This window comes from Clostridioides sp. ES-S-0190-01, assembly GCF_020658275.1.
Taxonomy (GTDB): Bacteria; Bacillota; Clostridia; order Peptostreptococcales; family Peptostreptococcaceae; genus Clostridioides.
The window spans coordinates 86,651-103,502 of the sequence record NZ_JACVWA010000015.1; the positions used below are offsets into that span (position 1 = coordinate 86,651).

At 29.4% G+C, this 16,852-nt stretch carries 9 protein-coding genes; 1 reads left to right on the forward strand and 8 read right to left on the reverse strand.

Annotated elements, in window-relative coordinates:
* Positions 1–14: 14 nt before the first annotated feature.
* Complete coding sequence (locus IC214_RS03975; protein WP_227866240.1) at positions 15–2,426, reverse strand: cell wall-binding repeat-containing protein; 2,412 nt, start codon at positions 2,424–2,426, stop codon at positions 15–17.
* Positions 2,427–2,654: 228 nt separating this feature from the next.
* On the opposite strand from IC214_RS03975, the gene IC214_RS03980 reads away from it, so the two are divergent.
* A complete protein-coding gene (locus IC214_RS03980; RefSeq protein ID WP_227866241.1) occupies positions 2,655–3,050 on the forward strand; it encodes a GtrA family protein in 396 nt (131 codons plus the stop codon).
* Between the two features lie 43 nt (positions 3,051–3,093).
* On the opposite strand, the gene IC214_RS03985 is transcribed toward IC214_RS03980, so the two are convergent.
* The 7 genes from IC214_RS03985 to IC214_RS04015 form a co-directional block, all read right to left on the reverse strand.
* A complete protein-coding gene (locus tag IC214_RS03985) occupies positions 3,094–4,920 on the reverse strand; it encodes a cell wall-binding repeat-containing protein (RefSeq protein WP_227866242.1) in 1,827 nt (608 codons plus the stop codon).
* A gap of 32 nt (positions 4,921–4,952) precedes the next feature.
* Positions 4,953–5,660, reverse strand: a complete 708-nt coding sequence (locus IC214_RS03990) for a PIG-L family deacetylase (protein WP_227866243.1) — start codon at positions 5,658–5,660, stop codon at positions 4,953–4,955.
* A 104-nt stretch (positions 5,661–5,764) separates the two neighbouring features.
* Positions 5,765–7,636, reverse strand: a complete 1,872-nt coding sequence (locus IC214_RS03995) for a cell wall-binding repeat-containing protein (RefSeq protein ID WP_227866245.1) — start codon at positions 7,634–7,636, stop codon at positions 5,765–5,767.
* A 420-nt stretch (positions 7,637–8,056) separates the two neighbouring features.
* Positions 8,057–10,402, reverse strand: a complete 2,346-nt coding sequence (secA, locus tag IC214_RS04000) for a preprotein translocase subunit SecA (RefSeq protein WP_227866249.1) — start codon at positions 10,400–10,402, stop codon at positions 8,057–8,059.
* Positions 10,403–10,581: 179 nt separating this feature from the next.
* Positions 10,582–12,909, reverse strand: a complete 2,328-nt coding sequence (gene slpA, locus IC214_RS04005) for an S-layer protein SlpA (RefSeq protein ID WP_227866250.1) — start codon at positions 12,907–12,909, stop codon at positions 10,582–10,584.
* Between the two features lie 211 nt (positions 12,910–13,120).
* Positions 13,121–14,710 (reverse strand): cell wall-binding repeat-containing protein, encoded by a 1,590-nt coding sequence (locus IC214_RS04010; protein WP_227866251.1) that lies wholly within the window; start codon positions 14,708–14,710, stop codon positions 13,121–13,123.
* A 219-nt stretch (positions 14,711–14,929) separates the two neighbouring features.
* Positions 14,930–16,531, reverse strand: a complete 1,602-nt coding sequence (locus tag IC214_RS04015; protein ID WP_227866252.1) for a cell wall-binding repeat-containing protein — start codon at positions 16,529–16,531, stop codon at positions 14,930–14,932.
* Positions 16,532–16,852: the final 321 nt, after the last annotated feature.

Sequence of the window (16,852 nt, forward strand, 5' to 3'; positions counted from 1 at the left end):
AACATTTAACATTATTATTTTCCTAGAAGACTATTTAATTCATTAAAAGCACTTTCATTTCCATTTCCACCAACTCTAATTGGAGTTTCTATTTTCTTAGATTTAAGTACAGTTTTTTGACTTTCATCTAATTTATTTCCAACTAGAACTACTGGTGAATCAGTTTTAGCACCTAAAGCTCCTACTGCTAGTCCATCTATTAAGTCACCTTGACTTTTTGAACCATCTTTAACAACAAAAGCATATTTTAAATCTGAATTAGTATAGAACTTATCTATTATCTTAGCATTAGTTTCATTTCTATTATTTCCTGCAAGTCTTGTTGGATTTGAAAGCTTACTTTCTAAGCTTGATGATAAAGTAGCTGTACCACCAATTATATAAGACTTAGTTATTTTTGATGAATTTAAAAACTCATCAGCCCCTTGTAACTCACTCTTTTCATTAGTAAGTATTATTGGCATATTGTTGTCAGCAGCTGCTGCACCAACACTTATTGCATCTGCAAGTCCATTGACACCATTTGCTACTGCAACTTGTGAAACAGATTTTATACTGTTTAGTTTTTGAGCTAGAGATATACTAGTCTTGTATCTATCACTACCACTAATTCTCTCTATTGATATACCCATATTGCTAAGTTGAGTTTGTATATTCTTACTTAGAGAATTTTCTCCACCTATTAGATAAACTTTTTTAGTTCCTAATCTTTGTAACTCTGCCTTAGTTTTTGAATCTAAGTTATCTTTTCCTGTTAAAAGGATTGGAGAATCAATTGCTGCTGTAAATGGTGTAGCTGTTAAAGCATCCACTATTGCATTACCATTTACTAGTACTGCATTTTGTGAAGAAGTCCACCCTTTTTGACTAACTTTAACTGCTGTTTCATATCTGTCAGCTCCAGTTAAAGATTCTCCTGAAGTAGCCTGTCCAGAAGATGTCTTTGTTATAGCTTTTATAACAAAGTTACAAGGAGAGAACTCACTGTATGTATTTATATCTTCAAATTTATTGTTTTGAAGTATGTAACTTTCACCTAAGTTTGCTTTAGCTTCATATAGATAGTATCCATCTATGTTAGTTTCATATGCTAAAGTTGATTTTTCTTTATTAGGATTTGCTGTGTTGTCTATAACTACTACTATTGCACCTTTCCCTTTTGGAAGGTTATAAGAGTTAGTAGGTACATTTATGTATCCAGAGTATGATACTGTTCCATTTGCAAGTTTTGTCATTGAGTTATTTTGAGGAACTCCATTTACTACTGGTGCATAATATACTTCATATTTTGCTCCTACAGAGTCTGTTTCAAACATAACTGAGTCAAGTTTTTCAGAATCTCTGCTGAAATCAAATACATTTGCTGCTGTTATCTTATTTGACATTATTTTACTAAGGCCAGCATATTCAAGTTGGTACATTTTTTTGTCACTATCTGGTTTTGATATTGATTTCATTGCATAGTTATCTGTGTCTGTAAGTAAAGTTTTATCTTCATAAGAAATCCAGAAGAATCCTTTCATCGAATTGAATTCTCCCCAACTACTTTTTACTAACCATGCTCCATTTGATTCTGGCTTAGCATCAGAAGCAAAGTTATCTTTTGAATAATTATCATCCCATCCTACTATGGCTACTGAGTGATTTAAAGGCATACTTCTATTATTACAATTGTAAGCAGTTTCATCGTCATTAAGATATCTTGAATAATGTGCATAGCCAGATGTTACTGCACCATACTGCATTATTGCATTTTTTACAGTATTTTTATCTTTATTAAGACGAACAACATCTGTAACATTAAATTGTGTAGATGCAGTGTCCATATTTGAAGGTCTAGTTGCACCTTGAGATTCAGATTTAAGATTATATGGTATATCTTTTTCTAATTTAGGACCTGCCCATGCAGTCAAATATCCTATAGCTGTTACATTTGAACTACCTGACATATCGTCTAAGTTCCATCCATATGTTCCACCAGTTGACCACCATCTAAAGTGTTCTTCTGAAAGATCATAAGTTCCATAACCTTTTAACTTTAAATATGATTCTAAAGTTGACATACTAGAAAATGCCCAGCATGTATTAAGGTCACCCTGATTTTTTGCTGGTGTAGTCAATCCTAAATTTATTGGATTGTATGATACACTCGATTTGTATGATGATGGAAGAGTGCTTCTTCCCTTATTTTGAAGTATTGTACCTTCCATTTCATGTGGAACTGGTATTACTCCATTATATTTTGCTGTGTCTTCATTTTTGACATCTTCTAGATATTGAAGATACGCTTTAGAGTATTCTGCAGTTTCTACTCCATCTAGTGTTCTATTGTTTTCTGCTGATACTGGTACTGTTGACACTATTAAAAAGCAAACTGTCAACAATGCCAGTAGCTTTGACAATTTTTTTGATTTGTACTTTCTCATATTTACCCCCTTGTATGTATTTAATTTTTATTATATCAGATTTCTAAATCAAGGTCATATTTTATTTTGATAAAATATGAATTATAAGTGCATATTAATTATATAATCTTATAGTTTTGTTTTTATAGTATTTTAAAATATATTGATTTATTAATGAATATGTTATACTAAAATATGTTAGTTTTTATTTAAATATAGTTATATTCAATTAATTTGGGAGGATTACATTTGATTTTGAAAAAGCATAAGGAGACAATATTATATTTATTTTTTGGAGCATTTACTACCTTTGTAAATATAGTATCATATTTATTTTTTACTAGAGTTTTATCATTTAACTTTATAATCGCAAATACTTTGTCTTGGATAAATGCTGTTTTATTTGCTTATGTTACTAATAAGTTTTTTGTGTTTGAAAATAGAAGGGTTGAGTTAAAGTTCTTGTTTAAGGAATTTTTATCTTTTGTTAGTTTTAGATTGATTTCTGGTATTATAGAAATGGTTATTATGTATATAATGGTTGATTTGCTTTTTGTAAATGATGTTATAGTAAAGATTTTTACTAATATAGTTGTTATAGTTTTAAATTATTTATTTAGTAAGATGATAATTTTTAGAAAATAAAAAGCAGACAATGAAAAACAGTTGTCTGCTTAAAATAATTTATCTAAAATCCATCATCAGTTACATTAGATCTTCCCCATCTAGATATCTCATTTGTTGAATTTTTAACTTCTACAACTTCTATATATGATCCATTTTTTACTCTTTTAGTAAACTTACTTCCATATACAGGAACAATTTCCCAATCACTTGTATTGATTTGCTGTCCTACATATCTTGCAGAAGGTTTATAATCAACGACTCTATAGTAAAGTTCATACTTAGAACTTGTTGGATTACTTAATATTGTTATATCTACATAATTTTTCCTTGATACACTACAAGCTTCCGATTTAACATTTAATCCTCTTGCTAATTTTTCCTCTTCTTCAGTGTCATTAATATTTGGCTTTTTACCACTTATAGCGGGTTGTTCACTTCCAGATACAATATCAATTTTACCTGAATTTCTAACTATAACATCATTACAATTATTAAGTATCTTTGTTATATTTCCTTCATTTATTATATATACATTCTTTGCATCCTTCAATATAGTTACAAGTGAAATTTCACCAGAACTTTCATTTTCTATTCTACATCCATTTTCATCATAAACATCTAAATCATCTATAGTACCCTTATTTATCAGAGTACCATTTTTTATGTCTTTTATTTCTAGAGTATTTTTTATTTTACCAATATTCTTTATTTCAGAATTTGGCATATTTATAGTAATTGACTGATTATATATACCTTCAAAGTTAATAGATATTGCCTTACTGGTTTCTATATCAATAGAATCACTTATTTCCTTTTTAGGTATAAAGTCTATAACATCATTAGCATCAGCTTTTTTTATAGCTACATAAAGCTCATCCATAGTTTCCACAGTGTATTTAGTTTTTTCTTGCATATCAACTATAGTTTTTACGGAATCTTCATTTCCTAATCCTCCAACCTGAATAACTCTGTCTATAGTCTTAGTATTTAGTACATCTTTTTGAGTTGCATCTAATTGATTAGATACTAAAATCACTGGCGAATTATTCTTTGCTGCTAATACTCCTACTGCTAAAGAATCTATTAAATCATTCTTATTTTTTGTACCATCCTTTGTAACATAAATATTTTTTATGTTAGTAGACTCATAAAATTCTTCTATAATCTTTGCGTTTGTCTCACTTCTACTATTTCCAGCTATTCTTGTAGTATTTGGTAAATTATTTTCAATAGAATTAGAAATCGAATATGTACCACCAACTACATATGATTTTTCTATATTTTTACTATCTATAAAATTATCTGCTACTTCAGTTCCACTATTTGGTTCAGAAAGTATTATTGGCATATTTTCTTGAGCAGCTATTGCTCCAATACTTACTGCATCCGCAAGCCCCTTCTCTCCATTTACTACAACTATTTTAGAAATAGACTTTTCTTTATCTAGCCTTTCAGCTAATTTTAAAGAAGTCTCATACCTACAATTACCAGATATTCTTTCAAAATTTATATTTTCTTCATCTAACTGCTTTTCAACATTTAAGCCTAATGAAATTAAGCCACCAATCAAATATACATTTTTTACACCAAGTCTTTTTAATTCTGCTTTTGTTCTACTATCTAATTCATTGCTTTTAGTTAATAATATTGGTGCATCTTTTGCTTTTGCAAATGGGGTAGCTGATAAAGCATCTGCTATTGAATTATCATTTACTAATATAGCACTATCAGATTTTGTCCATCCAGCTTGACTTATTTTTATTGCAGTTTCCCATCTTCCAGAACCTATTAGTGTATCTTTTGTAGACGCATTAGATGTATTCCCATATAATGTGAAAGATAAAAATGTTATAGCTAATAATGACACTATCTGTTTTGATATTTTCATTAATTCTTGCCTCCTAATTCTTTAATAATATTTTATGGAGCATGCACATACTGTATTTTACTTATAGCTAGTTCATCAAAGTGAGATTTTACTGAATGATACCCTATAGCATAGTGCCCACTTTCTGGATTCCATTTCTTATATAAATTCATTGCACTTAATAACTTCTCTTCTTGGCTAGGTAATACCTCCCATACTTCTACATTTGGATTAACTTTTTTAAAATCATTGTAGTCATATGGTTCTACATAAAATCTTAAGTCTTTTATTTTACCTTCTTTATATAATTCTAAAGCCGCTTCGCCCAATGCTCTATGGTCTTCATGTATTCCACTAGCTTTAAATGGAGTCACTGTTTTTACTTTCGCATCTGGATATTCCTTTAGATACTTAAGTATTATTTCCTTTGCTTTTTCCTTACTTAATTCTCCATCATGAGCCCTATTATCTTCTATATGTATATTGCTTTCTTTTACACCCATTGCTTCACAACTATCTTTAAATTCTTCATCTCTATTTTTTGAAAATTCACTTTCTGATAGAGAATACTTATGCACATCTTTAATATGATAGGAACATGTACCTCCATCATCTAAAACTTTTCTTATTATTGATTTACTACCATCTGTACACAATATTACATGTGTATCACTTTTTTCAACATGCTCAATTATGGCACTGCCCATACTTAAAGTTTCATCATCTTGATGTGGTGTAAAAAATAAAGTTGCATCTACCACTACTATATCCTCCTATTTCATAAAATGTTATAATCTACAATAAATAACTAAACTGTAGAAAAAGATTCCTATATATTAAGGAATCTTCTCCACAGTATAGATTATTACCAACCTAGTATTTTAGCTATCTTTTGTATTACTGTCAATTCAACCCCATTACCTATTTGAGTTACTTCTGCACCAAGATTCAATTTTTTGTTAAGAGCACTTTTTTGTGAATCTGTTATGTCATTTTTCGCTAGAAGTATTGGACCTTTTCCTGCTGCTAAAGGACCTGCTGCTAAAGCATCTACTAGCATACTATTATTTCCATATCCATCTTTTGCTATATATAATTTATCTAATTTATCATAATATGTCTCTATAACTTTGGCATTAGTATCGTGTCTTGTTTCTCCTTCAACTCTTTGAACTTTTCTATCTTTATCAATATCAATAAGTTGATTTTCAATTTGACTAGATACATTGTTAGAACCACCAACTATGCCAATCTCTTTTCCATCCATCAATTGGATAGCTTCTGCTGAGAGATCATTCCAACCATTTACTATTATAGGAGCCTTAAGTTCAGCAGCTTTAGCAGCTATACTCATAGCATCAGCTTCACCTTTCGCACCTACTACAAATGCATCTTTAAAAGAACCCATAGCTTTTGCTACTGCTACAGAAGTTGTATGCCTATCATCTCCAGCTAGTCTTTCAACATTTTTAGTTACTGATTCTAATTGCTTTTTAGCTATATTTGATACTGCTGATTCTCCTCCAACTATATAGATTTTAGCTGATGGACTTTTCTTAATTATATCTTTTATATAGTCTAAAGTTACTTTTGGTATTTCATTATCAGATGCTAATAATATAGGAGCCTTTTTAGATTGAGATAGTGGTGTAGCTGCTAATCCATCAACTAGTTTATTTGAATTAACTATAACTACATTGTCAGTATATTTTGTTTGTTTTGCTATAGCTACAGCAGTTGCATATCTATCATCTCCAGCTATCAATTTAACTTTTGAATTTCCTTCTAATGCAGCTTTAGCATCTTTTAAATCCTTCTCATTATCACTTTCCACAGTAAGCTCTATAGCTTTTCCAGATGCATCAGTATACTTAACAGTAAATTTATATTTTCCTGTTTCTGAATCTTTTGCTGAAATATCACTAATTGATTTTGATATACCATTTACTACCATATTACCTTGAACAGTTAATCTATATCCATCATATAAATCTTGTGGTGAAACTGTATTTAGGTCACTATTTTTTATAGTTATTTCAGCTAATTTAACATCAGCTATGTCTTTAGTTCCTGCTAAACCTAACTTATTTATTTTATTTACTTTAAATCCTTCTACAGATGGGTCTAAGTTTGTTCCAGTTGAGTCAACTGGATTTGCTATTAAATCAATCTTTTCATCACCAATGCCTATTTCTATAGTTTTAGAAGTTATTGTTTCTTCTTTATCTCTTAAAGTTATGACTAATTTATCTTTAGCACTATCATATGAAGCTTTTACATCTGCAACTTTATAAATTCCATTATTTTCAGTTTTAGCTTTTTCTGTTATAGAATTAGCTTCAGCTGAAAGGTCTGCTGAGTTTTCATATTTTTCAATTGCTTCAGCAACTACTTCATTAGCACTGTTTGTTATATGTCCTTTGTCTGTTATAGTTACTAGAAGTTCTTTATTTTCTCCCAAAGCATTTACTAATTTTTCTAATTCATCTATATTAGTTATTATTTTTAACTGTGATGAAGTTTCACCAACTTTTATTTCATATATTGGTTGTCCAACTTGAGAACCCCCAGTGTACTTTTGAGACATTAAGTCTCTAACTTTTGAAACTAATTCTGTAGCTTCTTTTTTAGTTATTGTTTCTTTTTTTACCTGTGTAGTTTCTGCAGCAAAAATTGGAGCTACTGATGTACTCATCATTGCAGCTGCCATAACTATAGAAAGATTTTTTCTATTCATAGTATTTTCCCCCTAAAAAATTCAATTTTTCATCATTTTTCCTTATTTACCAATTATAATATATATTTGATATTATTTCAATAAACTAGTTTCATTGTAATAATTAACTCTTTCCCACAAACACTCTTACAAAATATGCACTTTATTTATATATGTATACAAAAAAGTAACAAAACTGTAATTTTTTTTTATAATCCAGTTTATAACTAATAGACTTTTTATTATCTTTATAGTATAATATTAAATGGAAGAAAGAAATTTCAAGCATCTCTTTTTTCCGTATTTCTCACACAGAAAAAGAAGCTGATTACCAGCTTCTTTTTCATTTGTATAAAATCAATTTTTTTATTTTTAATTTATAAAAAACATATTAGTTTATTTTGCATCTTATTTCAATATAAGATAAATGTAACCTATTTTCTAATTAAATTTATATAAATACTGTATAGTTGATTCTCTTATATTTTTATTTAAAACTTCAAACATATCATAACCTTCTAAAGCATATTCCTTAAATGGATCTTTTTGTGCATAAGATTTTAATCCTATGTATTGTCTTAACTGTTCCATAGCATCTATGTGATCTATCCAATATTGATCAACAACTTTTAAGAGAACAATTTTCTCCATTTCAATAACTTTCTCTATACCAATCATCATCTTTTTTAAATCATAAACTCTTTTTGAAATTTCATATGTGCTATTAACTATTTCATCAACACTTTTCTGATAAATACCAGGAATTAAAAGCGTATCATTAGGCATAAATGTACTATATAAGTATTTAAAGTAACCATAATAATCTCTTTTTCTTTTTATCAAATAGGTATCTGCTGCAACTTGTATAATATCTCTAACCATTTTTTGAATATCTTCTTGTATATCCTCGCCATTTAATACCTTATTTCTTTCACTATATATAACTTTTCTTTGTTCATTAATTGTATCATCATATTTAAGAACATTTTTTCTTATCTCAAAGTTTTTACCTTCTACTCCTTTTTGTGCTCTTTCAATAGCTCTTGTAAGACTTTTACTTTCAATAGCTCTATTTTCTTGTGAAGTTGTTCTTTTCATAAGCTTTTCTATTGTTTTACCACCATAAAGTTTTATTACATCATCTTCTAAACTTACAAAAAATCTTGATGTACCAGGGTCTCCTTGTCGACCAGAACGCCCTCTAAGTTGATTGTCAATTCTTCTAGACTCATGTCTTTCTGTCCCTATGACATAAAGCCCACCTAAATTCTTAACCTCTGATTCTTCTTCCTTATCTCCTGCTCCTAGAGAAATATCAGTTCCTCTTCCTGCCATGTTGGTTGCAATTGTTATAGAATCTAGTTTACCTGCTTTAGATATTATTTCAGCTTCTTTATCATGCTGTTTGGCATTCAGTACTTGATGTTTTACATTTTTTTTCTTAAGCATCTTAGATAATTTCTCAGATTTTTCAACAGAAACTGTACCCACAAGTATTGGTTGTCTAGTTTTATGAATCCTTATTATCTCTTCTACAACAGCTTCATACTTTTCTTTCTCTGTTTTAAATACTTTGTCATGTAAGTCACCTCTAATAACTGGTTTGTTAGTAGGTATTTGCACAACATTAAGTTTATAAATAGACTCAAACTCTCCTTCTTCAGTTTTGGCTGTACCTGTCATTCCAGATAGCTTTTTATACAATCTAAAGAAATTTTGGAAAGTAACAGTAGCCATAGTTTTAGACTCATTTTTTATCTCTACGCCTTCTTTTGCCTCTATAGCTTGATGAAGACCATCTGTATATCTTCTTCCATCCATTACTCTTCCCGTAAATTCGTCAACTATCATTACTTCACCTTTAGAAATAACATAATCAACATCTTTTTCCATTAATTTATAAGCTCTTAAAGCCTGGTTTATATGATGATAAAGTTCTATATTTTTTATATCTGTAAGATTTTTTATTCCAAAAAATAATTCAGCCTTACTTATACCACTTTCCGTCAAAGCTATAGTTTTGTCTTTTCTGTCCATTTCGAAATCTTCTTCTTTTATTGTCTTTATAAAACTATTAGCCACTTCATAAAGTTTTAAATCCTCATCTCCATTACCTGCAATAATAAGAGGAGTTCTAGCCTCATCTATTAATATTGAATCTACTTCATCTACTATTGCAAAGTTTAAGCTTCTTTGTACTTTATTGAATAAATCGGTAACCATATTATCTCTTAAGTAATCAAATCCAAATTCACTATTTGTACCATAAGTAATATCACATTTATATTGCTCTTTTCTTATTCTTGGATCTTGATTAGCTATAATTACCCCAACACTCATTCCAAGAAATTCATAAATTGGACGCATAAGTTCTTTATCACGTTCAGCTAAATAGTCATTCACTGTAATTACATGCACTCCATTACCTGTAAGTGCATTTAGATATACTGGTGCTACTTCAACTAAGGTTTTACCTTCTCCTGTCTTCATCTCTGCAATTTTCCCTTGATGAATTACTATTCCTCCAATCAATTGCACTCTGTATTGTCGCATACCTAATGTTCTTTTTGATGCTTCCCTTACAACTGCAAATGATTCAACTAGTAAATCATCTAATGTTTCCCCATTGTTTAATCTATTTTTAAATATATTAGTCATATCTCTTAATTCTTCATCTGATAGAGACTTCATTTTATCTTCTAATAATTCAATTTTATCCACAATAAGGTTTAATTTTTTTATTTCCTTCTCATCTGCTTTATCAAGTATTGAGTCTAATACTGACATATACTATACCTCCTTTTTTATCATACAACTAATATTATACATTAATTTTGAATAATAGTAGAGGTTTATTTTTATATTGAAATTTAATGGAATTTTTATTTAAATTAAATGCCAAATGTATAATAAAAAAAGAATGGATATATATCCATTCTTTTTATATAAATAATAATTTTTTACTATTACATTCCTAATAAGTCTTTTAATTTATTAACTACTGAATCAGCTATTCCTCCACCAACTTTTACTATCTTGTTAGAAGCATCATCATTTACTACTTTACTTATTTCAACGTGTTGTTTAGAAGATAAGTTATCAGTAGCTAAAACTATTGGAGCTGGAGAAACATTAGCTAAATTACCATTAACGCTTCCAAAGTTACCTGCAACTGCTGCTGAAGCTAATGCATCTACTAATTGATCTTCTTTAGTTGAACCATCTTTAGCTAAGAAGAAGTTCTTAACTGTTTTGTTTTCTTTTTTGAAGTACTCATTTATAACTTGAGCATTAGTGTCTTGTCTATCATCACCACTAACTCTAGTTGGAGCTTTATCTATAGTATCTTTTATAGAATCTTTAACTTTATCAGATACAGAGTTCACTCCACCTATTATATCTACTTTAGAAGCTCCATCTAAGAAATCAGCTGCATCAGTAGATAATTTATCAGCCTTTCCATCAACAACAACTATTGGAGTAGCATCTTTACCAGAATCTAATTGAGAAGCTACTGGAGCTATACTCATAGCATCTGCAAGACCTGTTCCACCAACTACAAATGCTTTATCATTATCTATTCCAACTTCATCAGCTATTTTTAAAGAAGTAGAATATCTATCATCACCAGATAATCTTTCAACTTTTACACCCATATCAGATATTGCTTTTTCAACATCTTTAGATATAGAATTTTCTCCTCCTACTAAATAAACTTTCTTTTTAGAATTTATAGAAGAAGTGCTAGATAATCCTAATACTCTCTTTATTTCTGATTTAACACTAGAATCTAAATTTTCTTTTGAAGTTAATAGTAATGGTCCTTCTTTCTCAGCTGCTAAAGGAGATGCAACTAATCCATCAACTATAGCTTGTGAACCAACTAATACAACATTATTAACCTCGTCTTTATAAAGAGCATCTTTATCTGTGCTATTATAATAAGTTTTACTTAATTCAATTGCAGTTTCTATTCTATCATTTCCTGCTACAGAAATAACGTCAGTATAACTATTGTTTAAGTCTTTTAAATCTTCTATTCCATCTACAAAATCTTCTTCATCATCAGATTCTATAACTAATTTATAAACAGCATCACCAACAGCTATTCCACCTTGAGCTTCATCTTTAGTGAAGTTCTTTCCATAGCTTGAAAATCCTTGCAATCTTTTTCCAGTAGCATAGAATACAGCTTTATAAGTACCATCTATATCATATGCACTACCATCAAGTTTATCTTCTTTATTTAACTCATCAACTTCTTTATATACAGCAGCTATATTGTCGCTATCAAAATCATATTTTTGTACTATAGCTTTTATACCATCATAATCAGTTGCTTTAATATTAGATTGTTTTGCATTTATAACTCTTACATCATAAGATTTTCCTGCTGTTACATCACCATCAACTGGCGCTGCGTCTGCAAATCCTTTGAATTCACCATTTTCAATTAAAGGTTTACTAAAGTCTAATCTCTTACTTGTATTTGTTAATTCTATTGTTCCTTTACCAGTCGCTGCAGCTAATTTATCTGTTACAACAGCACTTAAAGTAGTACCTGATGGCACTTTGCTAAGAACTACTCCAGAACCTGTTGGTTCCGTAAAAGTTATAGTAACTTTATTAACTGTTGAAGTAACTTTAAAGTAAGTAGCTAAAGTTGCAGCAGTTGGATCTACTGTATCACCACTAACAGCATCACCTGCTATTTGGCTGTTTATTCCTCCATCAGTTAATGTAGCAACTGGAGTTGTAGCTATTTTATCAGTTATTGCTTTACCACCTGTTGCTGCTAAATCAGCTAATTCTTCAGTTGTATATGTTGTAGTACTTTCACCTTTAGTTCCTTTAAGTTGTATTGAGAAATCAGCATATTGATCTGAATCTAAATTTTTCAATTTATCTTCAACATATTTTTTGTCTGCAACTGTTCCTGTTCTTACAGTAGTTTCAGGAACTTTAGTTGTATCGTCTGAATCATCATTTGCATCTCCATCAACTTCATGTACTGTCATCTTAATCACATTAACAGCCTTAGCACTAACTAATTCTGACCAAATTGTATCAGCCTCTTTTGATGCATTAGTAGGATCTTCTTTATACTTGGCAATTATATCATCATTTTCTTTAACTAATTTTTCAATTTCATCATAAATATCTTTATACTTATCCTTTACCACCGTATATCTGTTAGCATTACTTTCACTTGGTTTAGCATCAGCAAATATAGGAGCAGCCGAACCAACTACTGTTAATGCTGACATAGCTATTGCTACATTTTTCTTATTCATTTCTTAAATTCCTCCCAACATTATATTAAAATTACATCTCTTATTATGTACATAGAATAATCATCCATATATTCCTAATATTTCTCACATCTCTATAATAATCCATTTTAATTCTTTTTGCAAGGCATTTTTTTGAAATTATTATTTTTCCCAAGCATATGAGTTTTTATACCCTTAAGTTTCAATATTTAATAACTAAAAAAATTTAATTTTACTTATTTAGAAATTCTTGAGTAGCATACACTTCTCCATTAGACAATATATATAATCCAAATCCAGTATCTATAAAATCACTATTTAACATATTTTCATTATATTTATCTGACTTTTTCCAAACTGTAAATATTACATTTGCCACTTCTCTAGCATCCTTTGTTGTATAAATATTCTTAGTAACAAGAGGTACAAAAGCTATATTTTCTTCACTTCTCATTCCATATCCAGTGAATACTTCAACAGACTTTTTACCATCTATTACATGTGAAAACTGACCTTTATCTGCCATATATTTAGACCAAGAGTTAGAAAGCCCTTCTAAGTTTTTAGAAACTTGTAGTGCTTCTTTTCCTTTTTCTTTTCTATAAGAATTTACCAAACTATACATTTCACTAGAAACCATTCTTTTAAATTCAGTACTATTCATATCATTAGTTTTGTATTCAAGTACATTTACTTCTACATTTACTGATGTAGTCTTTCCACCAATATCAGTAGCTTTTATAGTCACTTTGTATTTACCAACCTTATCAGTATTAATATTGCCTATAATCTCTGGTGTTAAATCGTTACCATTACTATCCTTTGCAACTATATTCAGTTTTTTTATATCAAACTTATCTCCTTGATATACATTTAAATTCCCAATAGTTATTGTTGGTGCACTTGCATCCAATGCTGATGCACTTAAACATTGTTCTAGTGTCTTTTCATCTATTCCTCCTAGTGCTGTGATTTTATCAGCACTTCTAATTACAGACTTATCACTACTTCCATCAACCAATACAATAGGTGCATTTTTTGCTATAGAAGAACCAGCAACTGCATCCGCTAATTGGAATCCTTTAGAAAGATAGAATTCTTTTGATGAGCTATAAAAGTGTTTTATGACTTTTTTATTGGTCTCAAATCTATCCTCTCCTGCTAATCTAACTGCATCAGTTTTTTTAACCAAATCATTGCTTATTATCTCCTCTGAACCAAGAGCATAACATTGTATGCCTTCTTTTGTATCAAATGGTACACTTTTCCCGTCAGTTAAAATTATAGGAACCCCATCTCTTGATGCTACTGATGATGCAGACATTGCATCAGCCTCACCTGTGTATCCATTAGTTATAAAAAATTTACTTACAGGCTTTATTGAAGCTATTTCTTTTGCTATAAGATAACTAGTTTCAATTCTATCATTACCACCTATTCTTTTAACTTCTATTCCTTTTTGTTTTAATTTATTCTCAACTGATTTTCCTATTGATTCTTCAGTTCCTATTATGTAAACTTTTTTTACACCTTTTAACATTTTTTCTGTATCTGATGGTATGCTATTTTTTTGTGATAATAATATAGGTGCTTTAACCGCTCCTGCTAATCCACTTGCACTAAGTCCATCTGCTAAAGTATTGTCTGTATTTACTAGTACTACATTTTCATATGTTTGCTTCTGTGCAATTTTGGCAGCTGTCTCATATCTATCCTTCCCTTGTATCTTTTCTATACTTGAAAGTGCATTGATATTTACTGCCCCTGCCATTATTAATGATACTGTCAATCCTATTGATAATATTCTCTTATCTACCTTCATAAAACTCCTCCTACCAATCTTTTAATAATTCAACTCATTATAAATTACATCCTCAGTAGTTATTCCCTTAAAATTTATAAATATCTAAAATAAAAAACATCTAAAATACCATAACCTGTAAAGCAAATAACAAAACAGATTACAAAAAGTACTTTAGATGTGATTTTAAATTTTATGATATCAGTAAATTAATAAAAAAACAAGATTTATGGTAGTTTTTTACAAACTACCTTCATTACCATTTAAAAATTCTTGAGTAGCATGCACTTGTCCATCTGACAATATATAAAGTCCAAATCCAGTACTAGAAAAATCATCACTAAGCATATTTGCGTTGTATTCAGGAGACTTCTTCCACACTTCAAATATAGTCTTTGCCATATCTTTAGCATCTTGAGTCGTTTGAACACTCTTAGAATTAATATAAATATAAGCTATATTCTCTTCACTTCTCATTCCAAATTCAGAAAATACTTGTGGGGCATTCTTACCATCTATATAATGCGCAAAAACTTTTTTATCCATCATATACTTAGACCATGCATTTGCCATTCCTTCTAGCCTACTAGATACTACTAAAGAATCTTTCCCTTTTTCTTTTCTATAAGAATTAATTAGGTTATACATTTCAGTAGACACCATCTTTTTAAACTCTGGGCTATTGTAGTCATGAGTTTTATCGTCTAGCACTTTTATTTCTACCCTTTTTTCTGTGCTTTTCCCCCATTCATCTGTAGCCTTTAATGTTAATATATATGTACCTACTCTATTTGTATCTATAAATCCATCAATTTCTATTGGTAAAACCTTCCCAGTATTATCTTTAGCTACTATATTCAACTTACTACTATCAAACTTTTCCCCTTTATATAGCTCTGTAGTTCCTATTGTGATTGTTGGAGATTGCCCATTTGACTTTGATGCGCTTACACATTGTTCTATCACCTTGTCACTTAACTCACCTATAGAAGTTATATGCTTAGCTCCTTCTAACACAACTTTACTACTACCATCATTAACTAATACCATTGGAAAATCTTTAGTTAATGGTGCAGCTGCTATAGCATCTACTAATTGATAGCCATCTGATACATAGAACCTATCTACATTTTTATAAAAATAGTCAATTACCTTCTCATTGGTTTCAAATCGGTCAGTTCCTTCTATTCTTACTGAGTTTGTATTTTTAACTAGAGCATTACTCATTATTTCTTCTGAGCCTATACAATATGATTGTATACTTTTAACATCAAAAGGTAAGCTCTTCCCATCTGTAAGTATTATTGGAACTCCATCTCTAGTAGCTACTGATGATACACTCATAGCATCTGCTTCTCCACTGTAGGCATTAGTTAATAGTACCTTATCCACCTTTTTTATAGTTGCTATTTCTTTAGCTATTAGATAACTTGTTTTTAGCCTATCTTCTCCACCAATTCTCTTTACTTCTATATGTTTAGAATCTAGTTCTTTTTCTACTGATTTACTTATAGTATCTTCTGTACCTATTATGTATGCTTTTTTGATATTTTTTAGACATTTATTTGTCTCTGTTGGTATCTTATTTTTTTGTGTAAATAATATTGGTGCTTTTGTTGCACCTGACAACCCACTTGCACTTAATCCATCTGCAAGAGATTTTTCTGTATTTACTAAAATAACTGTTTCATAAGTTTGTTTGTCAGCTATCTTTGCTGCTGTTTCATATCTATCTTTGCCATATATTTTTTCTACTACTGATGATGCATTTACACTTTTGAAGTTTACCAAGATTAATGATACTGCTAGACCTAATGATAATATTTTTTTATTCATTTTCATATCCCCCTGATGATTTTTATGTTTTATATTTATATGGTTTTTACTTTTTTTTATTATTTTGTTATTTTTTGTATATTATAAAGTATATCTTATATAAATATATTACGTCTATATATTAATATTTTATTTAATTAAAAATTCAAAAACTATCTCTAGTTATATTTTAAATATTTGTAAGATATATTTCATTATTAAAAATAATTTACATCACTTTACAAATTAAATTTAATTCTACTTAAATTTTCACATATATTCCAGCATAATATTATTAAGATAATATAAATAAAAATAAGAATGCACTTAGACATATGATTTATATCT